General features: G+C 61.3%; 15 protein-coding genes. 6 read left to right on the top strand and 9 right to left on the bottom strand.

The annotated features are described in order from the left end of the window. Positions 1-34: 34 nt before the first annotated feature. The 3 genes from VM554_14730 to VM554_14720 form a co-directional block, all read right to left on the bottom strand. On the bottom strand, positions 35-175 hold the full coding sequence (locus tag VM554_14730; GenBank protein HVJ09630.1) for a hypothetical protein: 141 nt from the start codon (positions 173-175) through the stop codon (positions 35-37). Next, complete coding sequence (gene alaC, locus VM554_14725) at positions 176-1,378, bottom strand: alanine transaminase (GenBank protein HVJ09629.1); 1,203 nt, start codon at positions 1,376-1,378, stop codon at positions 176-178. A gap of 276 nt (positions 1,379-1,654) precedes the next feature. Next, the gene (locus VM554_14720; protein HVJ09628.1) at positions 1,655-3,100 is read right to left on the bottom strand and encodes a TolC family protein; all 1,446 of its coding nucleotides are present in this window, start codon (positions 3,098-3,100) and stop codon (positions 1,655-1,657) included. A gap of 400 nt (positions 3,101-3,500) precedes the next feature. Between VM554_14720 and VM554_14715 the strand changes: the two genes are divergently transcribed. Then, the gene (locus VM554_14715) at positions 3,501-4,676 is read left to right on the top strand and encodes a HAMP domain-containing sensor histidine kinase (GenBank protein HVJ09627.1); all 1,176 of its coding nucleotides are present in this window, start codon (positions 3,501-3,503) and stop codon (positions 4,674-4,676) included. Between the two features lie 88 nt (positions 4,677-4,764). Here the strand turns inward: VM554_14715 and fusA are convergent, their stop codons facing one another. The 3 genes from fusA to VM554_14700 all read right to left on the bottom strand — a co-directional run bounded on the left by fusA (position 4,765) and on the right by VM554_14700 (position 9,348). Beyond that, on the bottom strand, positions 4,765-6,909 hold the full coding sequence (fusA, locus tag VM554_14710; GenBank protein HVJ09626.1) for an elongation factor G: 2,145 nt from the start codon (positions 6,907-6,909) through the stop codon (positions 4,765-4,767). Between the two features lie 502 nt (positions 6,910-7,411). Then, a complete protein-coding gene (locus tag VM554_14705; GenBank protein ID HVJ09625.1) occupies positions 7,412-8,053 on the bottom strand; it encodes a class I SAM-dependent methyltransferase in 642 nt (213 codons plus the stop codon). 47 nt (positions 8,054-8,100) lie between these two features. Next, a complete protein-coding gene (locus VM554_14700; GenBank protein HVJ09624.1) occupies positions 8,101-9,348 on the bottom strand; it encodes an MFS transporter in 1,248 nt (415 codons plus the stop codon). Positions 9,349-9,481: 133 nt separating this feature from the next. Here VM554_14700 and VM554_14695 point away from each other — a divergent pair, with 133 nt between their 5' ends. Together VM554_14695 and ppc are read left to right on the top strand one after the other, a co-directional pair. Then, a complete protein-coding gene (locus VM554_14695; protein HVJ09623.1) occupies positions 9,482-10,771 on the top strand; it encodes an MFS transporter in 1,290 nt (429 codons plus the stop codon). Between the two features lie 59 nt (positions 10,772-10,830). Continuing rightward, the gene (gene ppc, locus VM554_14690) at positions 10,831-13,686 is read left to right on the top strand and encodes a phosphoenolpyruvate carboxylase (protein HVJ09622.1); all 2,856 of its coding nucleotides are present in this window, start codon (positions 10,831-10,833) and stop codon (positions 13,684-13,686) included. A gap of 141 nt (positions 13,687-13,827) precedes the next feature. Here ppc and VM554_14685 read toward each other — a convergent pair whose 3' ends face one another. Then, complete coding sequence (locus tag VM554_14685) at positions 13,828-15,603, bottom strand: alpha-glucosidase (protein ID HVJ09621.1); 1,776 nt, start codon at positions 15,601-15,603, stop codon at positions 13,828-13,830. A 109-nt stretch (positions 15,604-15,712) separates the two neighbouring features. After that, positions 15,713-17,266 (bottom strand): hypothetical protein, encoded by a 1,554-nt coding sequence (locus VM554_14680; protein ID HVJ09620.1) that lies wholly within the window; start codon positions 17,264-17,266, stop codon positions 15,713-15,715. Between the two features lie 166 nt (positions 17,267-17,432). Here VM554_14680 and VM554_14675 point away from each other — a divergent pair, with 166 nt between their 5' ends. From VM554_14675 to VM554_14665, 3 genes are read left to right on the top strand one after another with little or no spacing between them, the layout of a single operon-like run. Continuing rightward, on the top strand, positions 17,433-18,470 hold the full coding sequence (locus VM554_14675) for a carbohydrate kinase (GenBank protein ID HVJ09619.1): 1,038 nt from the start codon (positions 17,433-17,435) through the stop codon (positions 18,468-18,470). Positions 18,471-18,512: 42 nt separating this feature from the next. Beyond that, complete coding sequence (locus VM554_14670; GenBank protein ID HVJ09618.1) at positions 18,513-19,865, top strand: DUF2252 domain-containing protein; 1,353 nt, start codon at positions 18,513-18,515, stop codon at positions 19,863-19,865. 25 nt (positions 19,866-19,890) lie between these two features. Next, on the top strand, positions 19,891-21,840 hold the full coding sequence (locus VM554_14665) for an ABC-F family ATP-binding cassette domain-containing protein (GenBank protein ID HVJ09617.1): 1,950 nt from the start codon (positions 19,891-19,893) through the stop codon (positions 21,838-21,840). Positions 21,841-21,919: 79 nt separating this feature from the next. Here VM554_14665 and VM554_14660 read toward each other — a convergent pair whose 3' ends face one another. Continuing rightward, positions 21,920-23,113: a glycosyltransferase gene (locus tag VM554_14660; protein HVJ09616.1), complete on the bottom strand. Its 1,194-nt coding sequence runs from the start codon at positions 23,111-23,113 to the stop codon at positions 21,920-21,922. Positions 23,114-23,143 lie beyond the last annotated feature (30 nt).

Genomic DNA, 23,143 nt, shown 5'->3' with positions numbered 1-23,143 from the left:
CTTTCAGTTGAGCAGGGCTCGGGACTACCGAAAATCAGCCCCGGTCCTTCGCCGCCCCGCCCTTCTCATCCAGTTCGCGTGCCTCGCGCCGCTGTGCCATCCACCGCTTCCAGCGATAATCGGCATAGAACGAGCCCACTGTTACCAGGCCAAAGACGATTCCCAGCAGCAGCATCTATTCGCGGACCTTTTCCGCCAGGATTCCATCCTTGAGGAACATGTGCCGGATGCCGCGAATTGCCTGCCTCGTGCGCTCTTCGTTTTCAATCAGCGAAAAGCGAACATGTTCATCGCCGTACTCCCCGAACCCCACGCCGGGGCTGACGGCGACCTTGGCATCGGTCAGCAGCTTCTTGGAGAACTCCAGCGATTTCAGACCGAGGTACGGCTCGGGAATCTTACCCCACACAAACATGGTGGCCTTGGGTAGCGCCACCTGCCAGCCGGCCTTGTTCAGCCCTTGCACCAGCACGTCGCGCCGCGAACGATAGTTTTCGACGATCTCGCGCACACAATCCTGCGGACCCTCCAGGGCCAGAATTGAAGCCACCTGGATGGGCGTAAAGGTGCCGTAGTCGAAGTAACTCTTGATGCGCGAGAGCGCGTTGACCAGCGTCTTGCTCCCCACCATGAAGCCAACCCGCCATCCCGGCATGTTGTAGCTCTTGGAGAGCGTGAAGAACTCCACCGCTATCTCTTTCGCGCCCGGCACTTCCATGATCGAGGGAGCCCGGTAGCCATCGAAGACGAGATCCGCGTAAGCGAGATCATGCACCAGCCAGATCTTAAACTCGCGGCAAAGCTCCACCAGCCGCGTAAAGAACGGCAGATCGACACATTGCGTCGTCGGGTTGGAGGGGAAGTTGACGATCAGCAGCTTGGGCCGCGGCGTCATGCGCGGAATCGTGCTCTCCAACTCCGCGAGAAAATCCTCTGTATTGTGGACCGGGATGCTCAGCACATCCGCCCCGGCAATCACCGGGCCGTAGATGTGGATGGGGTAGCTGGGATTCGGCACCAGCACCGTGTCTCCGGTGTTCAGCATCGCCAGGCAAAGGTGCGCGATCCCTTCCTTGGAGCCGATGGTGACGATCGCCTCCGATTCCGGATCGATATCGACCGCGTAGCGCGTCTTGTACCAGTTGGAGATAGCCTTCCGCAGGCGGGGAATCCCCTTCGACAGCGAGTAGCGATGCGTCGTCTGACGGCGCGCCGCTTCAATCATTTTGTCGACGATGTGTTGCGGCGTGGCGCCATCGGGATTGCCCATGCCGAAGTCGATGATGTCTTCGCCTGCCTTGCGGGCATTGGCCTTCAGCTCACCCGTGATGTTGAAGACATAAGGGGGCAGCCGCTTGATTCTTGAAAACTCTTCCATGGAAATCCATCTTAGTCGCTGCGCCGGGGAAGAGTCTGCATTTTCCCGGGAAATGTATGGACCCGACGCGAATTTTCATCCTGCGCGCAACGGCTCCGCTCCTCCGCCACTAGCTTTGTCATCCTGAGCCGAAGCGGCTCTGCTAGCCACACTAGCTTGTCATCCTGAGCGAAGCGAAGGACCTGCTTCTTCATTCCCGCAACAGCTCTGATCCCCACACTAGCTTTGTCATCCTGAGCGAAGCGAAGGACCTGCTTCTTCATTTCAGCGGATTGTTTATCGCCCAAGGTAAACCTTGTACTGCGTATCAACGATGCCAAGGTTCCGCGCCAGCCCCAACTTGGCCTGGTTGTAGCGGTACAGGCTATCCACCAGTTGCGATTGCGCATTCGCGAGGGTGCTCTGCGCCTCCACCACCGGAAGATTGTCGTCAATGCCCGCCTGATAGCGATCCGTCACCTGTTCCAGCGTCTTTGTGGCGAGGCCGATATTGCTCTGCGCCACGCGCACCAGGTCCTGGGAAGACTGCACGTCCAGCAGACTGTCGCGAAGCTGCGCGTCGATCTTCGACCGCATATCCGCCAGTTGCGACATCGCGCTGCCCAGTTGTGCCTCCGCCACTGCCCGGTCTCCGCGCAGCTTGCCCTCCTCAAAGAGAGGAAGATTCAGCGACCCAACGGCGGCAAAGGTTCCGTGATACAGCCCACCCGTGATGCCCGTAACACCGTAATTTCCGCCGAAGCTGAGCGTCGGCAGCCGCTCATACCTGGCAGCGTTGCGATGGAGCTGCGCCGCCTTCACCTGCGACTGCATGGAGAGGTAGTCCTGCCGGCTGCGATACGCCTGCTGCTGTGCCTCTTCCACCGTGATGGTTGCCAAATCTTGGTAGGGAGCCGCGTCGCTCAGGGCAATCTTCTGCTCGGCAGGAAGCCCGATCTCGCGATTCAGCGCGATCTTGGCCTTTTCAAAGCTGTTCTCTGCTGCAATGACGGTCTGCTGCTGGCTCTGGTAGATCACTCGGGCGCGCAGCTCGTCCAGATTGGCGACCACTCCGGCCTTGTGTTGCTCCACTGCCTGGTTCAGCAGCACTTCATCGGTGCGCAACAGGGCCCGGGCATACTCCACCCGGGACGCCGCCGCGACGGCCTGGAGATAGGTCGTGCCTACCGCCAGAACCACCAGCCCGCGCGAGGATTGCGTGTCGAACCGCGCCGCCTCCTCATTGGCGCGGGCGGAGCGATAACTGGCGATCTGCGATGCGTCGAACAGGGTCTGCGAATAATTAGCCTGGGCGGATGTCACGTCCACAACCACCACCATAGGGATGGCGCCGGGCGAAAGGCTGTGGACCAGCCCGGGCCGGAAGCCCTGGGCGGCAAGATTGTACTGGTGAACCCCGGTACTCGCCTCGCCGGTGACCGTAGGCAGCATCGGCGCCAGCGCCTCAAGCTTTTGTGCGTGGGCAATTCCTTCATCCTGCTGCGTTAAGGTCAGTGCCAGATTCTTCTCCAACGCCATGCGGATCGCATCGTCGAGCGATATCGGCATCACATCCGGCCTGGCTGCCGTAGTGGTCACGCTGCCAAAGTAGGGATTCTGGGCCGAAGATTGGTTCTGGTTCTGTGCGGCTCCCAATGATGCTGCAAACAGAGCGGTTAACGCCAGGAACGCCGCACCTGCGACTCCCCCCAGGACTGTCATCCTGGTTCCGTTGGTAACCATGCATTTTTCGTTACTTTGCAAATCCAACCGTCTCCCTGTGCCCATTGTCTCAGCCGTTTAGATCGCAAAACTGGTTATATGGGTGCCAAAAATCGTTCTCCACCGAAGCACTGGTAAGCGAGGGGCGCTCTGGGCCACTTCTTTTCTCCCTGTAACCTCAACACGCTCTCAGTATTGTGTTGATTTGCTGTATACCAACTTGTGCAAATTTGGCAACAAATGACGAATAAAGTACATCGTACCAACCAAGCGCGGCCAAGTATGCAGCGCGCAGGAAGCGCAATTCTGGGACCCTGGGAATCCAACGGAGGCGTAACCGACCGCAGTGATCATAAAACACACAACCCGAGCTTTGCTGGTAACAAGCAGCTTCCGCCAGGGCCACGAGATACGCAAAATTTTGCGTAGTAACCGGCAGAGTGTGGCGCTGGAGGTGGCTCCATCCCAACGGATTCTGCTGGACTGCCTTCACAAAAACCGGTCCAACCTCCTTCTTGTCGACCAGAACAGCGTTCCTGATCTAACGGCGCTGGACGTCATCGCAATGGGGCAGCGTCAATCCCCCCCGATTCCGGTGATCCTGCTTGGGGCCAGGAGCGAAGACCAGGTGCTGCTGGCGCTGCAATCTGGTGCAATCGATGCTTTACGTGAATCCGAAATGCAGAGATTGCCGGTGGCGATGAAACATGCGCTCCACAAGAACCCGCTGGTTGAAAACCAGCCGGAAAGACTGGGGGGTAAAGGTCTTGAATCCCCTCGGCCGGTGGATGCCATGCGCGAGAGCCAGAAGATGGCGACCATCGGAAGACTGACCGCCTCCATTGCTCACGAGATCAACAACCCGCTGGAGTCGATCACCAATCTTCTCTTCCTCATGGCCGACGATCCCATGCTCTCCGGCAGTACGCGGAATTATCTGCAGATGGCGCAACACGAACTGGCACGCGTGACCCAGATCAGCACCCAGACGCTCAACTTCTATCGCGAAGCGCCTGCCCCGATCGCCACAGACCTCTCCCGCCTGCTCGATGAGGTACTCGTTCTGTATGCGCGGCGCATCGAGGAAAAGCATCTGGCCGTGATCAAAGAGTATGAGGTCATCGAGCCGGTTACCGTGCTCCCCGGTGAGATGCGGCAGGTATTTTCTAACCTGATTTCAAATGCCATTGAAGCCAGCAGCGCCGGTGGACAGCTCCGTCTGCGCATCCGCGCAACCCGCCATGTGGCCGACGGAGAAGTGCGCGGCATTCGCATCTCCGTTGCCGATAGCGGCAGCGGCATCCCGGCGCAGGTTCGCAACCGACTGGGAGAGCCCTTCTTTACCACCAAGGGGGAGCGCGGTACGGGCCTGGGATTGTGGGTCACGCAGTCCATCCTGCAGCGCTATGGCGGGAACCTGCAGCTTCACTCCAGCGTGTCGCCGAGGCAGCATGGCACCGTCTTTACCGTCTTTCTGCCAACCAATCTGCGGCCAACCATCCTGCCCAGCACGCGGGCGGCAGTTGCGCTGGAAGAGCCCGCAGCCGCGGTCGACGAAACCACCGCCGCGAGCGCCCCGAACTCCGGCGCAGCCTAGTCAACTCGCCGAATCCACTCCTGTGGAGGCCGTTCCCTGGAGGAAACGGCCTCCGCCGAAGTGACTCGCCACGCTATATCCAGGACCGCTACTCCTCCTCTTCATCCACGGGCTTCTTCGCCGTCGCCAGGATCTTATCCGCGACCAGCTGGGGCACGATGTCGTAGTGGTCCATCTCCATGCGGAAGCTGCCGCGGCCCTGGGTCATCGAGGTCAGCGCTGTTCCGTAGCTAAGCATCTCCGCCATGGGAACCTCGGCCTTGACTATGGTGCTGCTGCCCCGGCTGTCCATGCCCTGCACGCGGCCGCGCCGCCCGTTCAAATCGCCCATCAACGCCCCGGCAAACTCCTCCGGTGCTTCGATTTCTACCCGCATGATCGGCTCCAGCAATGCAGGTCTGGCCTGCTCCATGCACTTGCGAAACGCAATGCGACCCGCCATTTTGAAGGACATTTCGTTCGAATCTACTTCGTGATAGCTGCCGTCGAAGACCGTTACCTTGAAGTCGACCACCGGATATCCCGCCAGATAGCCGCGAGCCGCCGACTCGACAATGCCCTTCTCCACCGCAGGTACGAATTGCCGAGGGATCGCACCCCCGAAGATTTCGTTGGCAAACTCAAAGCCCGCTCCGCGTGGCAGTGGCTCCAGGCGAATCTTGCAGTCGCCAAACTGGCCGTGGCCTCCGGTCTGCTTCTTGTGGCGGCCCTGTGCCTCCACCTTGGCGCGCACCGTCTCCCGATACGGAATCTTGGGCGCCTTCAGCATCACCTCGGTGTGATATCGCTTGCGCAGCTTGGAGACGATTGATTCGATATGCGGCTGGCCTGCCCCGGCTACAAGAAACTCATTCGTCTGCGGATCGCGGAAGAAGCGGACCATCAGGTCTTCTTCCATCAGCTTGTGCAACGCCGGGGCCAGCTTATCTTCATCGGCCCGGCTCTTCGGCTCAATGGCATAGGTCATGGCCGGCTCCGGCATCTTCAGCGGTTCGATCAGGACATCGTGCCCCTTCTCGCCCAGGGTGTCGCCGGTGAGCGTGACGCGCAGCTTCGCAACGGCGCCCAGATCCCCGGCGTGCAGCTCGGCCACCTCGATCGCCTTGCGCCCCTGCATAATCGAGAGGTGCGCCAGCCGCTCCGGCTCCTTGCGCGTGTAGTTCAAAACGCTGGCTTCATTCTTCACCGTGCCGGAGTACACCTTGAAAAAGGTGATGCGGCCAGCGAAGGGATCCGTCATGGTCTTATACACATAGAGGGTCAGCGGCTCCTTGTCATCGACCCGGCGCAGCACGACCTCCGGCTGCGCATCGCTGCCGCCGCCACCGTTGGCCGCCACCGCCTGCAGCACAGACCGCGCCTCTACCGGCTCGCGCTCCACCGGCGAAGGGGCATATACCTTTAGAAAATCCAGCAGATGATCCGTGCCCACGTTGCGCAGCGCGCTGGCATAGAGAACCGGAAAGATGCGGTCTTCGCGGATCGCCTCATGCAGAGCCGTGATCAGATGCTGCTCCGGGATCGTGCCCTGGGCGAAAAACTCCTCCATCAGCTCATCCTTGCCCTCGGCCACCAGCTCCACCAGCGCCTCGTGCGCCTCTTTGGCGGCCACATTCAGCGGGCCGGGAATCTCCCCGATCTTGCCCCGGCCATCCCCGTCGGGTGTGTAGAAAAACGCATTCATCGTCACCAGGTCGATCACTCCGTGGAAGCCCTGCTGATCCACAATCGGCAACTGGATCGGCACCACCTGCCGCCCCCAGCGCTCCTGCATCGCCGCCAGCATCTCTTCGCGCGCCGTGCTGTTATCCGCCTTCGGATGGTCCATCTGGTTAATCACGATCATGCGCGGCAGCTTGAACTCATCGGCAAACTTCCACACACGGTCGGTCACCGTCTCCGGGCCGGACTGGGCATTGATCACCACCAGGGCAGACTCCACCGGCATCATCGCGGCACGGGCCTCATGGGTAAACATGTGGAAGCCCGGAGTATCGATAAAATTGAGCTTCACCCCGGCCCACTCCGCAAAGGCAACGGCATTGGCCATCGTGGTGCGGCGAGCCACTTCCTCTTCGTCATAGGCGGTAACAGCCGAACCATCCTCCACACGCCCCAGCTTGTCGGTCATTTTTGCGGCATGCAACAGAGCGGAAATCAAAGTGGTCTTTCCGCTGTGTGCATGCCCAACTACAGCTACGTTGCGGATCTCACTTCCCATGTAGGTTTTCATCGATACATCCTCCCTGGTTCCTGAAATTGCCAGTCATTGAATTGCCAAATCATTGAAATTCCGCGGATGGCGGCCGCAGGCAGGCCTGCCTGTGCGCGACGGGTGCGCGCGCACGAGGGATCGGCCTGCAAAGAGTTATCTGAGGAAATTGCTAGAGCTACGGGTGAGGCACAGGAATAGTTCTGTTGCGGCGGGCGCCGCCACACTGACATTACAGTCAGGTAAATGCCGAATCTGCCTTGCTCGCCCATCCAGGCACCAGCAAATGGCGCTTAAGGCCGTCGATTGCAGACGTTCCGCGGCCTTGCGTCTGTAGGAAACCTCGGATGCTATCACACCGATCCGTAAGCCTCAATGTGACAGCCAATACGACACCGGGAGCATGCGATTCTGCGTGTGGCGCCCACAACTTAGCGAGGATTGAGTTCCTTCCAGCCGGGCAGCCGTCCTCGCCCCGTGAAGAGCAGGGAGCGGGGCTTGCGCGTTTTTCCCCGGCGGCGGCTTACCGCCGTCCTTCGCGCCTCTGCGCCACCACCAGCCCGCGAGGCGTGGGCAGCAGCACCACCGAAACCAGCCCTTCAGCCTCCAGCTTCAGCGCGGCATCGCGGACAATCTTCAGGTGCGAGCTGGCGTCGTGCATCAGGATGATCCCCTGCGGATTGATTTGCGGCAGGAAGCGCTTCACCTCCTGCTCGCGGATCGGCATGTCGCTGTCGCTGAAGAACAGATCGATTGTGCCGTCGACCTTCATCTCCAGGCTGGACTCGTTGCGCAGTTCGATCCACTGCCCCAGCCCCGACGCGGCAATCTTCTCCCTGGCCTGGGCGAAGACCACCGGATCAAACTCGCAGCTGATAATCCGGCCAAAGCCGTTCTGCTTGAGGCCTTCGGCGATCCACAGCGTGCTCACGCCCAGGAAGGAGCCCGTCTCCACCACCAGTTCCGGCTTGGTCGTTGTCACCAGGGTCCGCAGAAACTCCAGCACCTCAACCTCGGCGGTCATGGAGTCGTACATGCTCCAGCGCTCCGGGTGAGGGCACTCGGGAGTCGCCCGGTGATACTCCGGCAGCAGTGCACCCTTGGCGCGCTCCGCCTGCCGCATCACCTTGTGTTCCTGCTTCAGCTTCTTCCCGAACAGCCCCATGTATGCCCTTCTTTCCGCATGATTCTTCTGTGTGCTTTGCCAGTCGATTATATGGAATGTCCGGCATTGGTCCGCCAACCCGCTAACGCGATGAAGATGGTCACCGCCTGCATCGCCACGATGAACCCTACACACGCCGGCCACCCGCCCAGACGCCAGAAGAAGCTCGGCACCACTCCGGCGGCCGTTCCGCCAACGTAGTAGCAGGAGAGATACAGCCCCGCCGCCGACACCCGCCCGCCCTCCGGCGCTGCTTCCCGCAGAAAGCTGGTTGCCGAGGCCTGCGAAATGAAGACGCCGGTCGAACAGAGAGCCAGCCCCGCAATCACCACAGGCAGCGACGGCACCAGCGTAATGGCCACCCCGACCATCGAGATTGCAACTGCCGTGACGATCCCTCTCCGCAGCCCGACCCGGGTAATGACGTAGCCGGCTGCCGGCGTCACAAACAGGCCCACCAGGTACACCACGAACAGATAACTGAGTGCCGCGGTAGAAAGCAGGAACGGCGGATCTGCCAGATAGAACGTGATGTAGGTGAAGACTCCGACCAGCGAGAACAGCACGTTGAACCCGACCGCGTACGTGGCCAGCAGCCGCGGATTCCTTAGGTGTTGCAGCATCGGCGCCAACTGCGACCGGAGCGAGGGCTCCTCCTCGATCACCACACGGCGCTCCCGCGGCAGCCATCGGGCTACCGCAACCGCGCCCAGCAGCGTCACTGCGCCCAGCACGACAAACGAGTACTTCCAGCCGAACCAGTCTGCGGTAAGGCCGGAAAGCATACGCCCGATGAAGCCGCCAAGCGCCGTGCCGCTGACGTACACGCTCATCACCAGCGCAACGTTCCTGCGATCCCACTCCTCCGTCACATACGCGATGGTGATTGCGAAGATGCCCGGAGCCAGCAGCCCCTGCATGAATCGCCAAAAGATGAACACGTTCAGGCTGGAAGCCGTTGCCGCCAGAAAGGTCGGCACCGCAACCGCAGCGATCGACGCAACGATGACCCGCTTGCGGCTCAGCCTCTCCGCGAAGATGCCAAACAGAGGTGCCGACATGGCCACGCCCAGCGTGGAGGCCGATACAGTGAGCCCCACGGCAGCCTTGCTCGCGTGGAAGATGCGCGAGAAGAGCGGCAGCAGCGGCTGGGTGGCATACAGATCCAGAAACGCACAGACGCCGCAAAGAAACACCGCCGCCACGCCCGTAAGCGGGCCCAGCCCCGGCGTGCTTTCCGCACTGGACGGCCGCTCCGGCTCGATATCTGGGGTTGTTGCGGAGGTCTCGGTCACTCTCCAGCATAAACGAGTGCGAGTGCTTCTTGCGGCAGCCGGAGGACTCCCGCTGCCCGTTCTCGAAGCTGTATCTCCAAAGCTGTATAACTGAAATTCACAGCATGGCGAAGCCCACCCTGAGAAGCGCTCCATGAAAGATGGGAAACGAAGCAACGGAGCCGCCGCGTTCCGCTCCCGCGACTTTCGCCGTTACCAGATGGCGCGCGTCATGGCCATTCTGGGAGCGGAGGCCCAGTCCGTCGCCGTCGCCTGGCAGGTTTACCAGATCACCCACCGTGCGCTGGACCTTGGCTACACCGGGCTGGCTCTCTTTCTCCCCGGCCTCCTGTTCATCCTGCCCGCCGGACACGCCGCCGACCGCTACGACCGGCGGGCGGTCATCCTCGTCTGCTACTCGCTGCAGGCCTTCTGCACCCTGGCTCTCTTCTGGTTTGCCTGGCAGCGGATGCACAACGTTCTCCTCATCTATGCAGTGCTCTTTCTTATCGGTACGGGAAGAGCCTTCAGCGGGCCGGCAAGTGCCGCGCTGGTGCCGCACCTGGTGCCGCCGGAGCACTTCATCAACGCCGTCGCCTGGGGCGCCACCATCTTTCAGATCGCCAACATCACCGGCCCGGCGCTCGGCGGCCTGATCTTCACTCTTCCCGTCCATGGCCGCTTCGGCGGAGCGGCGCTGGTCTTCCTCTTCACCCTCGGCACCCTGCTATGGTTTGTGGCGCTGGTCGCCTCGCTACACGTGCGGCCTGGCAGGATGGAGCACCGCGCCGTCTCCGCGGAAGTACTGCTTGCGGGCTTCCGCTACGTGGCCGGCAACAAGATCCTCCTGGGATCCATCTCGCTCGACCTCTTTGTGGTGCTGCTCGGCGGAGCCGTCGCCCTTATGCCCATCTATGCAAAAGAGATCCTGTTCACCGGGCCTACCGGATTGGGCATGCTGCGCGCCGCCCCTGCTGCCGGAGCACTGCTCGTCTCCCTGGTCGTCCTGTGGCGGCCTATCGAGCGCCGGGCAGGAGCGAAGATGTTCCTCTGTGTCGCCATCTACAGCGTGGCGACCATCGTCTTCGGACTGTCGCGCAGCCTCAGCCTCTCGCTCACGGCGCTGATGATCGTGGGAGCATCGGACATGATCAGCGTCGTCATCCGCTCCTCCCTACTGCAACTGGCCACTCCGCCCTCCATGCGGGGACGCGTCGGCGCGGTGAACTCGCTCTTCATCGGCGCCTCGAATGAGCTGGGAGAATTTGAGAGCGGCCTCACCGCTCACTGGTTCGGAACCGTGCCCGCCGTAGTCGTTGGCGGCGTCGGCTCTCTGCTGATCGCCGGCCTGTGGAGTTTCCTCTTCCCTTCGCTCCGCAGGACCGACGAGCTCACACCGGAGGCACTGATCTCCCGCAGCAGCGCAGAGGACGCTGCCTCCTGACCGCGCGGGTCCAACCGGCTGTAAAAATACGTCCATCACTTTCGTGCATAATCAGAGTTATGCCGCCTCTTTGGAAACCTGAAAGTTGGCCGCAGCGCCTTGCTGAACTGGAAGCCCGCTCGGGGGACCTGAAGGAAGCACCGCTGCGGCGGGATGTCCGTTCACTAGGAATGCTGCTGGGAGAAGTACTGCGCGAGCAGGCAGGTGCCGCTCTTTTTCAGGAAGAGGAGGAGGTCCGCCAGATCGCGATCCGGCGGCGCGAAGCGCAGAACCAGGACCGATGTGCCGAGGCGGCTTCGCTGCTGGACTCGGCGCTGGCGAAGGTGCACGCGCTCTCGGTGGACGAAGCCTACACGCTGACGCGGGCCTTTGCGTTCTACTTCGAGCTGATCAACCTGGCAGAGACGAATCATCGCAAGCGCCGCCGCACATCCCTGCAATTGACGGAGGAGGCGAATACGCAGCGCGGCTCCTTCCGCGGAACTCTGCGCGAGATGAAGCAGGTTGGCATTACCGCCGAGGAAGCGCTGGACTGGCTGAGCCGCATCCGGGTGGTCCCGGTCTTTACTGCGCATCCCACCGAGGTCGCGCGCCGTTCGGTCATGTTCAAGCGCCGCCGCATTGGGGAGTTCCTCGAACGTCTGGACCGGATTCCGGTGCCGGATGAAGAGCTGGAGCGGCTGCAGGATTCCATCACGGCGGAGATTACGGCGCTATGGCAGACCGACGAAGTGCGCAGCCGGCGACCCACCGTGTATGACGAAATCAAGATGGGGCTGGACTTCTACGACATCTCCATCTTTGCCACGCTGCCGGGCCTGTACCAGGAGATGGCCGACGCTCTGCACAGCGAATATGGCCTGGATCTCGATATTTCGCAGCTTCCGGTGCTGCTTTCGTTCGGCTCGTGGATTGGCGGCGACCGCGACGGCAATCCTTTTGTAAAGCCGCAGATTACACGGGATGCAATCCGGCTGGCGCGGGGCCATCTGCTGACGCACTACCAGCAGCAGATCCAGTTGACGATCGATCTGTTGACCAGTTCGGCGCAGCAGCTTCCGGTAAGCGACGAGTTGAGCAACCGGCTGGAGAGCTACGTTGCCCGCCTGCAGAGCGCGGAAAGCCAGGTGTTCAGCGAGCGGTACGAGTTTGAATACTACCGCCGTTACTTGATCTGCCTGCGGGCGCGACTGGAGCAGACCCTGGCGGAGCGCGAGACGGAGAGCTCTCCCTCGCAACTGCCGGTGACGGAATTCACCATCTCGCAGTCGAAGGAGTTGCCGCTGGGGGCGTTGCCTCCTTACGGCTCCGCGTCGGAGTTTCTTGACGATCTCCTGATCCTGCGCCGAAGCCTCGAAGAGAATCGCGGGCTGCGCCTGGCGCAAACCCTGGTGGATCCCCTGATCCTGCTGGTGCGAACCTTCGGCCTGCATCTGCACACCCTGGACATTCGGCAGCACGCCAACGTGCATCGCGCGGCGCTGCGCGAAACCTCCTTGTGGAGCGACAGTGCGAGCCACGATACGGCCATTCCGGTGCCGCTTACCCCGCAGACCGCCGATGTGCTGGATACCGTCCGCGCCATTGCGGAGATCAAGAAGGGCCGTACTCCGGAGGCGATTCGCAATTACATCATCAGCGGCGCCACCAGTGTGGAGGACATCCTCGCGGTGTTGTGGCTGGCGCGGCTTGGCGGGGTCACCGTCGAGGGCAGCGAGCGGGATCCCGGGCTGATGCCCGTCCCCCTCTTTGAGTCGATCGAGGATCTGCGCAACGCTCCGGCGATCTGCCGCACCCTGTGGAACCTGCCGGAGTACCGGCAACTGCTGGCATCGTGGGGCAATACGCAGGAGGTCATGCTCGGCTATTCGGATTCCAACAAAGATGGCGGCATGATCGCGAGCACGTGGGAGATATTTCGCGCGCACCGGGCGCTGCATGAGGTGGCGCGGGAGTGCGGCATAACGCTGCGCCTCTTCCATGGGCGCGGAGGCACGGTGGGACGCGGCGGCGGTCCGACGCACCGCTCGATCTACGCCCAGCCCATCGGGGGATTCGACGGCCAGATCCGCATCACCGAGCAGGGCGAGGTACTGAACTGGAAGTATGCCGACGTGGTGCTGGCCGAGCGCAACCTGGAGCTGATGATTGCCGCATCGCTGGATGCGCTGGCGCGGCCCAATGTGCGCGATCCCCAGGGGCACCAGACAGGCGTGCTGACGCTTGACTGGGAGGCTGCATTCGACGAGCTTTCAGCAACATCGTTCAAGCACTATCGCACATCGGTGGTCGAGGATCCCGAAGTGCTGCTGTACTTTGAGCAGGCTACCCCGGTGGCGGAGCTGGAACATGCCAAGATCGGCTCCCGCCCCGCACGGCGCAAAGGGGGAATCGAATTCTCCAACCTGCGTGCGATTCCCTGGGTCTTTGGGTGGACGCAGAGCCGCCTGCTGGTTCCCGCATGGTTCGGCGTGGGCTATGCGCTCGAAGAGTTCTGCCGCAGACCGGGCGGCCTGGAGCTGCTGCAGGAGATGGCGCAGGAGTTCCCCCTTTTCATCGATCTGATCCGCAACGTGGAGATGGCGGTGGCCAAGGCGGATATGGGCATCGCGAGGCTGTATGCGTCGCTGGCTCCGGATGAGGCGATGCGCGAACGGGTCTTCGCCAAGATGGAGGGAGAGTTCCAACGCACGCTGCGGATGCTGCTGGCAGTTACCAAGCAGACGAAGCTGCTGGAGACGAACCCCGTGCTGTCCCGGTCCATCAAGCTGCGCAATCCTTATGTGGACCCGATGCACCTGATCCAGGTTGATCTGCTGCGGCGCAAGCGCGCAGGAGACTCAACGGACGCGATCCATCGCGCGCTGGCAGGAACTATCAACGGAATCTCTGCCGGACTGCGGAATACCGGGTAGAGCGGAACGAATCTAACTAATACGAAGCGAACAGGGAATCTGTCCCCGGTCTGCTTTCTGCCACCCACTCTTCGCAAGGAGCGTGAAGAGTGGGTGGCCCAATCCCCATCCCCGTACTGGGGATCGTTATCCCGCAAGCGCCTACTGCACCTCTCCGATATAGACACCGAACGGCGGCAGTTGAATCGCCGAAAGAGATGCGGGATCACTAGAGCCGGGAGTCTTCATCAGAGTCTTCGCGGATTTGCCTCCCAGGCCGACACCGGTCAGGTTGATGGAGATCTTCTGCGCCGCAGCAGTAAAGTTGCAGGCGACGACGACGGCAGGTTTGCCGGGCGCCTGCCGCAGCCATGCAAGCACATTGTTGTCCGTGGTATTGAGCGCCACGTAGTTGCCATCGCGCAGCGAAGGCTGCGTGCGACGCAACGCAATCAGCTCCTTATACCAGTTGAGCAGCGAGTTGAAGTTGGGTATCTCGTCCTTGACGTTGACGGTTTTGTAGTCCGCCGGAATAGGGAGCCAGGGCGTGCCGGTTGTGAAGCCGGCGTTGGCGGAGTCGTCCCACTGCATGGGAGTGCGCTCGCCGTCGCGGCCCTTCTCCTTGGGCCAGCCGGTAATGCCGATGGGGTCTTTGACGTCTTCCTTGCGGGCCGGCGGGGTGGTCTTCATGCCGATCTCGTCTCCGTAATACATAAGCGGGACGCCGCGGGTGGTGAAGAGAACGGTGGAGAGGACGCGCTGGATGTCCTCATTGTGGACGCCGTCGCCATAGCGGGCATCCATGCGCGGGTTGTCGTGATTGTCAAAGACGATCATCGGCAGATTTCCGTTCAGGCCCGTCTGTGACTCGAGGATCTTCTGGCGGAAGGTCGCTACGTCCAGCTTGTTGATCATGCCGATCTGCGTATCCATCGGGAGCTGCAGTTCGTCGTTTTTGGGGCCGTACATCTTGGCCAGCTCGGCGATATTGGGCATATAGGTTTCGCCCACGAGCACGCGGTCACCGGGGAAGGTGTCGGTAACGGTGCGCAGGCCCATGAGAACCTCGTGCAGCTTGGGAAGGTTGTTGGTCCGGCTATGGACGAGCTGCGGATCGCCATACGCATTGAGGATGGGCTTGCCATCCTTATCCTTCACCACCTCCTCGTCGGTAAGATCGGGATCTTCAAACAAGGTATCCACGGCATCGAGGCGGAACCCGGCGACTCCGCGCCTGAGCCAGAAGCGGGCCGCGTCGAACATCGCCGTCTTGACCTTGGGATTGTTCCAGTTCAGGTCAGGCTGCTGAATATAGAACTTGTGGTAGTAGTACTGCCCGGTCTTGGGATCGAACTGCCAGGCAGAGTGGCCGAAGCCGGACTCCCAGTTATTGGGCGGCTGATTGGGCCCCTTGCCATCCTTCCAGACATACCAGTCGCGCTTGGGATTCGTCTTCGAGCTCTCCGACTGAAGGAACCACGGGTGTTTGTCGGAGGTATGGTTCATCACGAAGTCCATCAGGACATGGATATTGCGCTTCTTCGCCTCGGCGATAAGCTTGTCAAAATCCGCCATGGTGCCGTACCGGGGATCGATGGCCACGTAGTTGGAGATGTCGTAGCCAAAGTCCACCAGCGGCGAGGGATAGATAGGCGTAAGCCAGATGGCGTCGATGCCGAGTGTCTTCAGGTAGTCGAGCCTCTGGGTGATGCCTTTCAGATCTCCGCGGCCATCCCCATTCGTATCCTGATAGCTGATCGGGTAAATCTCATAAAAGACTGCGTGTTTCCACCACGGCTCCGCGGCGGTGGTGGCAGCCTGAACCGCAGGCGCCTTGCCGGACTTCTGCGCCTGGGACCAGGCCGGCTGTAGAGCCAGGCTGGAGAGGAGCAACACTAGAGTTGCGACGATACCTGTTCGTTTGCCTGCTGCGATCATGTTTGTCCTCGTAATGCTTGGGAGTGCTTGGATTCACGGTTGAACTTAATCCATCTCAGCCGGAAGGGGAAAAATATCACAACCGGGGATGGCTCGTGGGGCTGGGGCGCTAATGTCCGAAATCAAGTCCAAAGTGAGGCTCGGATCGTGTGCCGGTGATCTTTACGGGGAGGACAGTGCCCGCCCCGTCCTTGGCAAAGAAGGGGTCGACGGGCTTGAGCAGCAGGCTCTTCCATCCGGTGGTCATATGGGAAAGCCTGGCATCAAGACGCGCCTTTCCATGGAAGTCGAAATCATTTCCGTCGAGGCTGTAGACGCCATCCAGATTTACCTGCAAACCCGGAACGTTGTACTGCAGCGCATCCAGCATAAGCCGATCGTTCCGCAGGGTGAAGTTGCCCTTCATGCGCGAAAAGACGTCATCCGGATTGGGTTCCGCCGCTTCTTTCGGCTTTCCCTGTCCGCGCAGGCTTAAGGAATCAATCTTGTTCTGAGTTGCAGGATTGGTGAAGTGCGCCCTCTCGATGGAAAACCGGCCATGCAATCGCAGTTTCCGGTGCACAGGAATATCGCCGGAAGGCAGCTCCAGCGCGGTCGTAAGCTGCGCGGCTCCGGTCATCACCGGCGGATCGGTACGCACGCCCAGGCGCAGGAGGTCTTCGACGCGAGCCTTATCGACGATGACGTGGAGGTGGATATCGTGCCCGCTGCGATCCTCTGCACGCACGATGCGCCCTCTGGCGATCAGGTGCGAGTGCGCCAGGGTTGCATCCACGGGATCGAGCAGCGTGTCTCCATTGGTGCCATCCACAATCGCGTGAAACGTAGTCTGGAGCGGCACGGGATGCCCACTGATCGAGACGCTGAAATCCGGTGTCTCCGTCGAGCCGTCAACCGTGATCTGGTTGAGAGTGCCGGAGTATTGCCCCTGCGAAGAGAGCATGCCGCCGATGCCTTTGATGGTGCTCAGGTCTGCATGGCTGAATTCGTAACTGCCACGGACGTTTGAATCCCCGGGGCTGTCGGCGTTGAAGGGACCGAAGTAGCCGCTCGATGCGATATCTCCTACCGGCTTGGGGTTAACCAGCGTTGTCTGGAACTTCATAGGCTGGCCCTGCGCGATGGTGTGGAGGACGAGCTGGCTGATATCGAACTCGAGTGGCAGCTTGCCCGGATTGCTTGTTCCCAGCGTCAGATGGGCCTCCGTTATATCCATTTCATGGACGTAAATGGATATCTTCTCTTGCGCATGGGTGATCTCCGGCATCTTGCTTCTCTGATCTTTCGGCGGAAGATTGAGCTCCATTCCTTCCACTTGCACCAGTTCGACGTGCATGGGCGTGCGCAACAGCTCCTTCCACGAGGTATGAAAGGAAAAGCGCCGGATGGCGAAGAGCGGCTTCTCCCACGCAATCGCGCGGGGATAGAGCTTGAGGTTCGAGCCTTGTACCAGCAGGCCGTCTCGCACCTCGCCATGAAACTCCCCCAGCTCGACCTTGCTGTTGAAGCGGGCGGAGAGCGACTCGATTACCCTGGCACGAAGGATCGGTTCCGCGTGGCGCCTGAGAATAAGAACTCCCGTCACAGCCGCCGCAAGGAGCAGGACAAAGACAGCCAACAGCAGCCAGAGAAGGGGGTGACGTGTTTGGGCAGGAGCATTCATCTTCGGCGGCCGTTTGCGAGGTGCCTCCAGGGAAAGCTGCTGGTTTAGATGATCTGTGGACTGGTATTGTTGGATCGCGTATGTGGCATCCAGGGTACACAGCGAGACGCCTCGCGCCTTCGCGGCGCAGGATTGCACAAGATAGAATTGCCGAGCGGCGGGAACCATGGACGGGATAGACCAACACGATATAGACGAACGCGATATAGACGAACACGGCACCAGAACAAAGCTCGTCGTTGGCCTGGGCGAACTGCTCTGGGACATGCTGCCGGAGGGCAGGCAGCTTGGGGGAGCCCCGGCGAATTTTGCGGTGATGTCCGCGCGGCTGGGCAACCGCGCTGCCGTGTTGAGCCGCATCGGCCGCGATCCCCTCGGGCGGGATGCGATCGACACGTTGAAGAGCTTTCCCATTGATCTGAGCCACGTGCAGGTGGACGAACACCACCGCACGGGAACGGTCTCCGTCACGCTGACCAATGGCCAGCCCAGCTACGTAATCGAGCAGCCCGCGGCGTGGGACTTTCTGGAATTCTCGGCAGACTGGCAGCAGATAGCCTCGCGCACGGATGCGGTCTGCTTTGGAACGCTGGCGCAGCGGGGACGGGACTCGCAGCAGACGATTCAGGATTTTCTGGCGGCAACTTCGCCGGAGTGCGTGCGCGTCTTCGATGTAAATCTGCGCGAGCCGTTTTACTCGCCCGAGGTGGTGGAGGAATCCATGGAGTTCGCCACCATTCTGAAGATGAATGACGGCGAAGTGGCAGAGGTGCTGCGACTGCTGGATCTCGAGGACAATGCAGGCAACGATGGGGACGACTCCGGCGATGGCCTGGTGGGCGATGCATCGGGCGGCTCGCTCGCCTCGGATTACCTGACCGCGGCGGCAACTCTGCTGCTCTCCGAGTTTCCGCTGCAGTTGGTCTGCATCACGCGTGGCGCCCGGGGCAGCATACTTCGAACGCGCGAGGCGACGCACCTGCATCCCGGTTTAGCAACGACGGTCGCGGACACCATAGGCGCCGGAGATGCGTTTACAGCGGCGTTGACGCGTTACTACCTGGAAGGCGCGCCCTTGCCGGTACTGAATGAAGCGGGCAATCGCTGGGGTGCATGGGTAGCCTCGCAGCCCGGGGCCATGCCTCCGCTGAGCGAAGCAACCGCTGCCGCGCTGGAGGCGCAGATCGCGCGGGCTGCAGGCTAGGGCCGTTGCGCTCCGGAAGCGGCGCGGTGTATGTTCAGCCACATGACAGACATGGATAGCTTTGAGACGCGGCGCGAGTATGGTCAGTCGCGCCGCAAGCAGCTTCCCCGGCAGAGCCACGGACGCTGGGATCCGAAGCAGCGCCAGCACTCGGCGCTGAGCCTGCTGGAGCAGTCGATGCGCGGGCGGGTGCCTTCGCTGGTGACGCTGAAATACGAGCGGATGGCTGCCTCGCCATTCGGATTCTTTCGCGGTGCAGTGCCGATCATGGCAGCCGATCTTGCGCAACTGCCGGATACCGGCATCCTGACCCAGCTCTGCGGCGATGCGCATGTACGCAACCTGGGAGCTTACGCAGGGCCCGACGGGCGGCTGGTCTTCGACATCAACGATTTTGACGAAACGATCCGCGGCCCCTTTGAGTGGGACATCAAGCGGCTGGCGACCAGCCTGGTGTTGGCCGGGCGAGAGGCCGGCAACAAGAACCATGATTGCAGCGATGCCGTCTCCGCATTCATTCGCACCTACTGCAAAGCCGTGCGGGGATTCGCCAACATGCCGGTAATCGATCTGGCCCGCTACCAGGTGCACCGCCTGCAGCGCATCGCTCCGGTGTCGCAGGCACTGCTGAAGGCGGAGCGTTCCACGGCTCTGCACACGCTGGAGACGCTGACGGAACCAGCGAAGCCGAAGCGGAATGAATCGCCCCACCGCATCTTCAAGGAACAGAAGCCGCTGCTGACGCGGGTGAGGCCTTCTCAGGCACGAGCCGTACTGGCCTCGTTGAAGCTCTATGAAGAAAGCCTTCAGCCGGATCGGCGGCACTTTGTGCATCAATATCGTCCGCGCGATGTTGCTTTCAAGGTGGTGGGAACGGGCAGCGTCGGCACGCGAGACTACTGCGTTTATTTTGAAGGAAACGGCAGCGGCGATCCCCTGTTTCTGCAGATCAAGGAAGAGCTGCCCTCGGCGTATGAGCCCTATCTGAAGGAGACAGGGGTTGCCCGGCACCAGGGACGCCGGGTTGCGGAAGGGCAGCGAGCCATGCAGTTTCAATCCGATATCTTTCTCGGCTGGACCACCCTGGCGGATCGCGACTACGTGGTACGCCAGTTGAACGACCATAAAGCCTCCATCGCCGTGGAGGATTTGAAAGGCCAGGCGCTGGTGGAGTATGCAGAGATCTGCGGGGAGTTGCTGGCACGAGGTCACTCGCGCGCCGGGGAGCCACAGGTCCTGTCAGGCTACCTGGGAAACGGCCGGAGCTTTGAGAAAGCCATCATGGAGTTTGCCGAGGCATACGCGGACCAGACGGAGCGCGATCGGGAGGAGCTGTTGAAGTCGAAGCATGCGCCACGGGCTACTGCGAAGGCGAAGGCGACAGCGGAGAAATAGCCCCCTCACCAGCTAGAATAGAAGCATGCTTCAGCTTTCTGGCGCGGGGAAACGATTCGGCCCACGGCTGCTGTTTGAGAACGCCAACTGGCTGATTACGCCGGATGAGCGGACGGCGCTGGTGGGCGCGAACGGTACCGGCAAATCCACAATCATGAAGGTGCTGGCGGATCTCGATTCGCTGGACTACGGCAGCGTGCAGCGGACTCGCGGCATGACCATCGGCTATCTGCCGCAGGATGGACTGGCGCTCACCGGACGCACCGTCTTTGAAGAATGCCTGTCGGTATTTGATGAGCTGCGCGGCATCGAGCAGGAGCTGGAGGATCTGTCGGTTTCTCTGGCGGACCTGGAGCACGACAGCGCAGCCTATCACGCCGCCGCCGAGCGCTTCTCCATGCTGGAGTCGCGCTTCCGCGCGCACGACGGCTACGCGCTGGATGCCCAGGTAGGCTCAGTGCTGACGGGCCTGGGCTTCAGCAAGGAAGACTGGGCACGCCGGACAGAGGAGTTCTCCGGCGGATGGCAGATGCGCATCGCACTGGCCAAGCTGCTGCTGCAGAGGCCGAATCTGCTGCTGCTGGATGAGCCCACCAACCATCTCGACCTGGAATCGCGCAACTGGCTCGAAGGATATCTGCGAACCTATCCCAACGGCTTCATCCTCATCTCGCACGACCGCTACTTTCTGGATGTGACGGTAAACAAGATCGTAGAGATCTGGAATAAGGGGCTGCACTCCTACTCCGGCAACTACGAAAAGTACCTGACGCAGAAGGCCGAGCGGCGGGCAAAGCTGGAGGCGGCATACAAGAATCAGCGCGACCAGATTGAGCACCTTGAGGCCTTCATCAACCGCTTCCGCGCGCAGGCCACGAAGGCGAAGCAGGTGCAGAGCCGCATCAAGGAACTGGAGAAGATTGAGCGCATCGAGATTCCCGAGGAGGAGAAGGCGATCCACTTCACTTTTCCGCAGCCTCCGCCATCGGGGCGCACTGTGGTGGAAGTCTCAGCGCTGTCGAAGAACTACGATGCCAAGCAGGTATTGCACGACGTCAACTTCACCATCGACCGGGGCGACCGCATCGCACTGGTAGGCGCGAACGGCGCGGGCAAATCGACGCTGATCCGCCTGCTGACAGGGGTCGAGCCGCCGACAGCGGGAACGCTGAAGCTGGGGCACAACGTGCTGGCGGAGTATTTCGCGCAGGATCAGTACAAGGTGCTGGACCCTGAGGCGCGCATGCTGGACGACATCAGCCGGACGGCTCCAAAGGTCACCGAGACAGAACTGCGAAGCCTGCTGGGATGCTTCCTCTTCTCCGGAGACGATGTGTTCAAGCCGCTCGGCGTCCTGTCGGGCGGAGAGCGAAATCGCTATGCGCTGGCACGAATCCTGGTTAGTCCGGCGAACTTCCTGCTGCTGGATGAGCCGACGAATCACCTGGATCTTCGCGCCAAGGATGTACTGCTGGAGGCGGTCAACAGCTTTACGGGGACGGTGATCTTCGTCTCCCACGACCGCTATTTCATTGATGGTCTTGCGACGCGGGTCTTCGAGGTGGAGGGCGGTCACGTCCACGTGTATCCCGGCAACTATGAGGACTACCTCTACCGCAAGGAGAGCGGTGCTGCGCTGGTGGGCGCACTGCCTTCCTCCACGCATGCGAGCGGCAATGCGAAGCCTGCCCCCGCCGCAGTGGCCGAGCCTGAGACTGCAGAGAAGGAAAAGAGCAAACGCCTGAACCCTATCAAGCTGAAGCAGATGCAGGAGCGATACGCATGGATCGAAGAGGAGATTCCGCGCGTGGAAGCTTCGATTGCCGATACCGAGCAGGCGCTGGGCGTGTTTGTGAGCATGGAAGAGACGCAGCGGTTGACCAGGGAGCTTGAAGACCTGCGCGCACGCAACGAGGCACTCACCGCAGAGTGGGAAGAGCTGATGGTGGTGCTGGAAGAGCAATCGACGGCGTAATCCTCTCGCTCTCGACGGGTGAGTTACGGCACGCCCAACGCGGCCTGAACGCGCCCTACGCAATTGTCCGGCGCCGCAGCTAAGCCATCACGACTTCCTTCGGCTTGCGCACCGTCTCATACGCCGCGTAGACACCTTCAAACACCGCATCCCAGGATGCGCTCAAGGCCTGCGTCCGCGCATCGCGACGCATCTGCGCATACTTCTCCGGATCGCACAGGACGCTGGCCACTGCTGCGGAAAACTCCTCGTCCGAGGCAATCAGCCCGGACTTGCCATCCTGAACGATGTAGCGCGGGCCGCCATCCGGCGTCACAATTGCGGGAACGCCCGAGGCCAGCGCCTCCAGCACAACGTTTCCGAACGTGTCGGTGTGGGAGGGAAATACGAAGAGATCCATGTTCGCGTAAGCCTGCGCCAGCGCTGCGCCGCGCAATACGCCGGTAAACTCGGCATTCGGCAGGTTCTCGCGGAGCCAGCCCTCCTCCGCTCCCTGCCCCACAATCAAGAACCGGAAGCGCGTCAGCCCCTGCTTCAGCAGATCTGCCCGCAACGTGGCCAGCAGGGCGACGTTCTTCTCCACGGAAAGGCGGCCCACATAGCCCAGCACTACCTCCTCATCGATTGCTTGCCGGCTGCGGCTCTGGGGAGAAAACAGATTCGTGTCCACGCCACGCTGCATCAGGTAGCAGGACCGATGTGTGGCCTTTTCCAGCAGATCGCAGAGCTCGCGATTGGGCGCGAAGAGGATCCGCGCCAGGCGGTAGAAACGAGCAGCAGCAGCCAGCGTCACCGCTTCGATGGTCTTCGCGGTTCTCTCAGCGCTTTCCTGCGGCAGCAGCCGCAGAAACCACCCCGAACGCCGCGCCGCGTATTCGTGCACATTGGTGTGCCACGAGGCCACCAGAGGCACATCGAGATGATGCGCCAGCGCAGCCCCAAGCATGCCCACCTCGCTCGGCCCGGTGATGTGCAGAATGTCCGGACGAAAGCCCCGAAGCGTGCGAATGATGTCCGGCAAGTGGCGCACGAATGCAGGATCGAAGCGAAGATCCTTATCCAGGGCAAAGGACAGAAAACCCCGCGGCAGCTCCAGGGTGGAAACCTGACCATCCTCAAAGAAGGGCTGCGCCCGGTCCCCCGCACGCACGCAAAGGAAGGGAAGATCCCTGCGTTTGGCAAAGGCTTCAAACTGGCGGCTGGTATGCGCTACCCCGTTGATCTCGTGAAAGGAGTCGGGGAAATAGGCCACCCGCGGCTGATCGATTTCCATATCAAAAGTTTAGCCGTGCGTGCCATCCCC

This window comes from Acidisarcina sp. (assembly GCA_035539175.1).
Taxonomy (GTDB): Bacteria; Acidobacteriota; Terriglobia; order Terriglobales; family Acidobacteriaceae; genus JANXZS01.
Note: the sequence above shows the minus strand (reverse complement) of the source record. Positions and strands in the feature narration are given on the sequence as shown.